This is a genomic window from Oscillibacter sp. CAG:155, from assembly GCA_000436875.1.
Taxonomy (GTDB): Bacteria; Bacillota; Clostridia; order Oscillospirales; family Oscillospiraceae; genus Oscillibacter.
The window spans coordinates 1-6,320 of sequence record FR890910.1; the positions used below are offsets into that span (position 1 = coordinate 1).

Here is a 6,320-nt window from a genome sequence, read left to right on the forward strand (position 1 = left end):
GGCAGGCATCTTCTCCAGGTCCTGCTCCATCTTGTCGCAGGCGGAGAGCAGCGTGTCGGTGAGCTTGCCGATTTCCTTGGCAGTGGAGGTCTCATACTTGCAGGCAACGCCCATGCCGTCCTTGCTGGCAGCCCGCTGGCACAGATCGGAGGCGTAGCGGGAAACAGCGGGCAGGATCTGATGACGGATCATATCCACCATGGTCTTGGCCTCAATGGAGATGACGGCGGAGTAGTTTTCAATGTGGATCTCGGCACGGGCCTCGATTTCTTCCTTGGTGTAGATGCCGTGCTTGATGAACAGGTCCATGTTCTTCTTGGCAGTGTACATGGGCAGGGCATCCGCCGTGGAGGCCAGGTTGGAAAGGCCGCGCTTCTCGGCCTCGGCGATCCAGGCGTCGTCATAGCCGTTGCCGTTGAAGATAATCCGCTGATGCTCGGTAAGGGTCTTTCTGATGAGCTTCTGCAGATCGGACTGGAAGTCCTTGGAGGTCTCCAGCTCATCGGCAAACTGCTTGAGCTCCTCGGCCATGATGGTGTTCAGAGCGATATTGGGGCCGGAGATGGACTGGGAGGAACCCAGCATCCGGAACTCGAACTTGTTGCCGGTGAAGGCCATGGGAGAGGTGCGGTTGCGGTCGGTGTTGTCCTGGGGAATGGCGGGCAGCACGTCCACGCCGACCTCCAGCGTCCGCTTGCCGGAATCCTTGTGCTCCGTGCCCTTGATGATGGAATCCACTACGCCGCCCAGCTCGTCGCCCAGGAAGATGGACAGTACGGCGGGAGGAGCCTCCTGAGCGCCCAGACGGTGGTCATTGCCGGGGAAGGCCACGGTGGCCCGCAGGAAGTCCTGATAGTCATCCACGCCCTTGATGAAGGCGGCCAGGAACAGCAGGAACTGGGCGTTCTGGCTGGGCGTGGAGCCGGGCTTGAAGAGGTTCTTGCCGCTGTCGGTGGACAGGGACCAGTTGTCGTGCTTGCCGGAGCCGTTGACGCCGGCAAAGGGCTTTTCGTGCAGCAGGCACACCAGACCGTGGCGGTCGGCCACCTTCTTCATGACCTCCATGGCCAGCTGGTTCTGGTCGCAGGCGGTGTTGGCGTCGGAGTAGATGGGGGCCATCTCGTGCTGAGAGGGCGCCACTTCGTTGTGCTTGGTCTTGCTGAGGACGCCCAGGGCCCAGAGGGTCTCGTCCAGGTCCTTCATGTACGCGGCGACCCGGGGCTTGATGGCGCCGAAGTAGTGATCCTCCAGCTCCTGGCCCTTGGGGGGCTTGGCGCCGAACAGCGTCCGGCCGCAGAAGCGCAGGTCCTCCCGCTGCTTGTAGAGCTCCTTATCTACCAGGAAATACTCCTGCTCGGGACCCACCTGGGCGGTGACACGCTTGGTCTCCGTGTCGCCGAAGAGCCGCAGAATCCGGATGGCCTGACGGCTTACCTCGTCCATGGACCGCAGTAGGGGAGTCTTCTTGTCCAGCGCTTCGCCGGAGTAGGAGCAGAAGACGGTGGGGATGCACAGAGAGCCCTCTTTGATAAAGGCGAAGGAGGTGGGGTCCCAAGCGGTGTAGCCCCGGGCCTCAAAGGTGGCGCGCAGGCCGCCGGAGGGGAAGGAGGAGGCGTCGGGCTCGCCCCGGACCAGCTCCTTGCCGGAGAACTCCATGATGATCTTGCCGCCGCCCACAGGGGAGATGAAGCTGTCATGCTTCTCGGCGGTGACGCCGGTCATGGGCTGGAACCAATGGGTGTAGTGGGTGGCTCCCTTCTCCACGGCCCACTGCTTCATGGCCTCGGCAATCTCATTGGCGGTGCCGATGTCCAGAGAGGTGCCGTCGGTGATGCAGCGTTTCCAGGCGCTGTAAGAGGCGGTGGAAAGCCGCTCTTTCATGGTCTCCTCGTTAAAGACCAGACTGCCGAACAGTTCAGGAAGTTTCATGGTGGCGCTCATACTGGTTCCTCCTTCAATTTTCTCTCAAATATATGACTAAGGTTATCCTATCATAAAACGATGGAAAGACAATAGGTAATACTTCTAATTTTCTGCGGGATTACCGGCCGCTCTCACCGTAGTTTGCCAGACACCGGGCCGAGGGGTCGTCTACGTTGCAGCCCTCCCAGGCCTTGTTGGGCATCCAGAAGTCCTGGATCATCCGGGCCTGACCGGGGTAGTACTTTTCAAAAATCTCCCGGTAGAGCAGGCTCTCCTTGGTGAAGGGCGTACAGTAATCATACTTTTTGCGCAGCCGCTCGAACTCATCGTCGGTGTATTTCTCCTCAGCGTAGGCCTTCAGGTCGTCCACCATGGAGTGGCCCACGGCATCGGAGAAGGCGGCCTTCTGACGCCAGAGGATGTCGTCCGGCAGCAGATGGTCCTTTTCAAAGGCATGGCGCAGCAGGTATTTGCCCATGTTGTAGGTGTTGAGCTTGAGCTTGGGGTCCACGCTCATGACGTAGCGGACAAAGTCCAGATCGCCGAAGGGGACCCGGGCCTCCAGAGAGTTGACGGAGATGCACCGGTCTGCCCGGAGCACGTCGTACATGTAAAGCTCATCCACCCGCTTTTTGGACTCCATCTGGAAGGCTTGGGCGCTGGGGGCGTAGTCGGTGTACTTGTAGCCGAAGAGCTCGTCGGAGATCTCGCCGGTCAGCAGCACCCGGATGTCGGTCTGCTCATGGATGGCCTTGCAGCAAAGGTACATACCCATGCTGGCCCGGATGGTGGTGATGTCCCAGGTGCCCAGCATGGCGATGACTTCTTCCAGGGAGTCCAGCACCTGCTCACGAGTCATATAGACCTCCGTATGGTCGGCGCCGATGTAGTCGGCCACCTCCCGGGCGTACTTGAGGTCGATGGCGTCGGTGTCCATGCCGATGGCGAACGTGCGGATCTTCTTGCCCAGCACGACGGAGCTGATGGCACATACCAGGGAGGAGTCCAGTCCGCCGGAGAGCAGGAAGCCCAGCGGGGCGTCTGCGTCCAGCCGCTTATCCACACCGGCGATCAGCTTGGTACGGATGTTTTTGCACACCGTTTCCAGATCGTCGGTGGAGTAGGACTTGACGGTGGTGAGGTCCGCATAGCGGACGAATTTGCCGAAAGCGTAATAGTGGCCCGGCGGGAAGGGGAAGATCTCCTTGCAGAGGCCCACCAGGTTTTTGGCCTCGCTGGCAAAGACGATGGCACCGGCGCTGTCGTAGCCATAGAACAGGGGACGGATGCCGATGGGGTCCCGGGCGGCGATCAGAGAGTCGCTCATGGAGTCGTAGATGATCATGGCGAATTCCGCGTCCAGCCGGGAGAACATGGAGAGGCCGTATTCCCGGAACAGGGGCAGCAGAATCTCGCAGTCGCTGCCGCTGCGGAATTCGTACTTCTCACTGAGCTTGCGCTTGATGGCGCGGAAACCGTAGATCTCGCCGTTGCAGACCACAAAGTCGTCGCCCAGCTGGAAGGGCTGCATGCCTGCCTCCGTCAGGCCCATGATGGCCAGCCGGTGGAAGCACAGATACCCGCTGGGGGTCTCGATGATGCGGGACATATCAGGACCCCGGGAGAGGGTGCGGTCAAAGTACTCCCCGATCGCTTCCTTGGGCAGAGTTTTTTTGGAAAATCCCATAATTGCACACATGAAAAAAGCACCTCCGGATAAAAAACGCAGCTACATCCTAAAAAAATTTTAGGACGAATAGCTGCAATCCGCGGTGCCACCTAATTTGCCCCCGTGAAGGGACCACTTTTCAAGGCTCCAACAAGCCCGTGTGATGTAACGATCACAACTCGTCGCACTTACTGGCGGTTGCCCGCGTTCAGATTGCAGCTACGGAGTGTTCTTCCCACAGATTCTTTGTACGGGGTTTCCACTGCCCCCCGCTCACTGAGACGGAACGTCTGCGGTACTTTTCTCCATCAACGCCGTTGCCGATGGTTTAGTTTTAATGGTTGGAGTTTACCACTGGATGCGGAGTGCTGTCAATATCAGAATTTACAAAAACTGGTGTCTACAGCGGTAAAATTTTTCGGGAGTGATGGAAAAGCGGGGCGGAATCCATGGCACAAAAGGGCCCCGCAGACGGCAAAAAGCCGTCTGTGGGGCTGGGCAAATCGAAGATTACAGGTTGATTTCCGGCTTTTCCGTGCTGGCGTCCGCCAACAGGGGACGGACCTGGGCCAGAAATGCGTCCACCTGCTCCGGGCAGCGGCCGATATAGGCGGAGGGAGTGAGGACAGCTTCCATCTCCGCCTCCGTCATGCCGAAGGCGGGCTCGGCGGCCAGCCGGGCCAGGAGGTCACACTTCTTGCCCTCCTTCATCTGGGCGGTGGCGGCCATGGAGTTGGTGCGGATGATCTCGTGGAGCTCCTGGCGGTTGCCGCCCCGCTTGACGGCCTCCATCATCAGGTTTTCCGTAGCGATGAAGGGCAGGTACTCCCGTACGGTGGCGTCCACCACCTTTTCATTGACGTGGAGCCCGTCGGTGACGTTCTGGGCCAGACGCAAAATGGCGTCGGCGCACAGGAATCCTTCCGGCATGGAGATGCGGCGGTTGGCGGAGTCGTCCAGGGTCCGCTCCAGCCACTGCACGCTGGCGGTCATGGGGGCGTTCATGGCGTCGGCCATCAGATACCGGGACAGGGAGCAGATCCGCTCGGAGCGCATGGGGTTGCGCTTGTAGGCCATGGCGCTGGAGCCGATCTGGTTTTTCTCGAAGGGCTCTTCCACCTGCCGGTCGTGCTGCAGAAGGCGAATGTCGTTTGCCATGCGGTAGCAGCTCTGAGCGATAGAGGACAGGCAGTTCAGGATACGGCTGTCCACCTTCCGGGGATAGGTCTGGCCGCAGACCGCAAAGCAGGTGTCAAAGCCGAACTCGGCGCTGATCTGACGGTTCATCTCGTCGATCTTAGAGCCGTCGCCCTCAAAGAGGTCCATGAAGCTGGCCTCGGTGCCGGTGGTACCCCGGCAGCCCAGAAATTTCATGTGGGAGAGAACGAAGTCCAGTTCCTCCAGGTCGGCCATCAAATCCTGCATCCAGAGGGTGGCCCGCTTGCCCACCGTCACCAGCTGGGCGGGCTGATAGTGGGTATAGCCCAGAGTAGGGGTGGCCTTGTACTTCTCAGCAAATGCGCTCAGGTTGCCCAGCACCGCCAGCAGCTCACCCCGGAGATACTGAAGCCCTTCCCGGTAGATCACGAGATCCGCATTGTCGGTGACATAGCAGCTGGTGGCGCCCAAGTGGATGATGCCGGCGGCGGAGGGAGCGGCCTTGCCGTAGGTGTAGACGTGGGCCATCACGTCGTGACGCACTTCCTTCTCCCGCTGGGCGGCGGTCTCATAGTCGATGTCGGTGATATGGGCTTCCAGCTCGGCAACCTGCTCTTCCGTGACGGGGAGGCCAAGGTTGTGTTCCGCCCGGGCCAGAGCCACCCACAGCCGCCGCCAGGTCTGGATGCGCTTGTCGGCGGAGAACAGGTGCAGCATGAAATCGGAGGCGTACCGGGACGCCAGGGGGGATTCGTAGCGGTCTTTGGACATGGTAGAGGTCCACCTTTCTTCGATTTAAAAGTAAGGAGGCACCCAAATGGGTGCCTCCAGAGAGTACAGTCTGTTTCGCCGGAGGCGAAGCGATTTATGATAGGGAGATCGAGGGAAAAGCGGCGATCGCAATGCCGCAGCGGTGCGAGCAGGCTCCCCCTCGAAGGATTACCGGATGATGATGGAATCCCGCTCGGGACCTACGGAGACATAGGTGATGTGGCAGCCGATTTCCCGCTCCACGTACTCTACGTAATCCCGAGCCTCCTTGGGCAGGTCCTCCCACTTCCGGACGCCGGAGATGTCGCACTTCCAGCCGGGCATGTACTCCATCACGGGCTTGGCCTCGGGCAGCAGGGAGGGGAAGGGGAACTCGTCGGTCTGCTGGCCACGGAGCTCATAGTGGGCGCAGACAGGGATCTTGTCCATATAGCTGAGCACGTCCAGCTTGGTCAGGGCGATGTCTGTGGCACCCTGGCACTGCACGCCGTAGCGGGTGGCCACGATGTCGATGGGGCCCACGCGGCGGGGACGGCCCGTCTTGGCGCCGTATTCCGCACCGGCCTGGCGGAGCTGCTCCGCCTCTTCGCCGAACCACTCGCAGGTGAAGGGGCCCTCACCCACGCAGGAGGAGTAGGCCTTTACCACGCCCACCACCTTGTCGATCTTGGCCTCGGGATAGCCGGAGCCCACAGGCGCATAGGCGGCGATGGGGTTGGAGGAAGTGGTCATGGGATAAATGCCGTAGTCCAGGTCACGCAGGGAACCCAGCTGTGCCTCGAAGAGGATGCTCTTTCCC

4 protein-coding genes and 1 other annotated feature are annotated in these 6,320 nt (G+C 60.4%); all 4 genes read right to left on the bottom strand.

Annotated elements, in window-relative coordinates; translation table 11 throughout:
• Positions 1–1,941 (bottom strand): glutamine synthetase III (locus QZL67_RS06015; protein ID WP_292919977.1); only part of this gene is annotated, 1,941 nt, incomplete at its 3' end.
• A 100-nt stretch (positions 1,942–2,041) separates the two neighbouring features.
• Complete coding sequence (asnB, locus tag QZL67_RS06020; RefSeq protein ID WP_022289848.1) at positions 2,042–3,622, bottom strand: asparagine synthase B; 1,581 nt, start codon at positions 3,620–3,622, stop codon at positions 2,042–2,044.
• Between the two features lie 46 nt (positions 3,623–3,668).
• Positions 3,669–3,913 (bottom strand) — a binding site (T-box leader).
• A gap of 189 nt (positions 3,914–4,102) precedes the next feature.
• Complete coding sequence (gene purB, locus QZL67_RS06025) at positions 4,103–5,521, bottom strand: adenylosuccinate lyase (protein ID WP_022289849.1); 1,419 nt, start codon at positions 5,519–5,521, stop codon at positions 4,103–4,105.
• 168 nt (positions 5,522–5,689) lie between these two features.
• On the bottom strand, positions 5,690–6,320 hold a 631-nt coding region (locus QZL67_RS06030; RefSeq protein WP_292919979.1), incomplete at its 5' end, for an adenylosuccinate synthetase.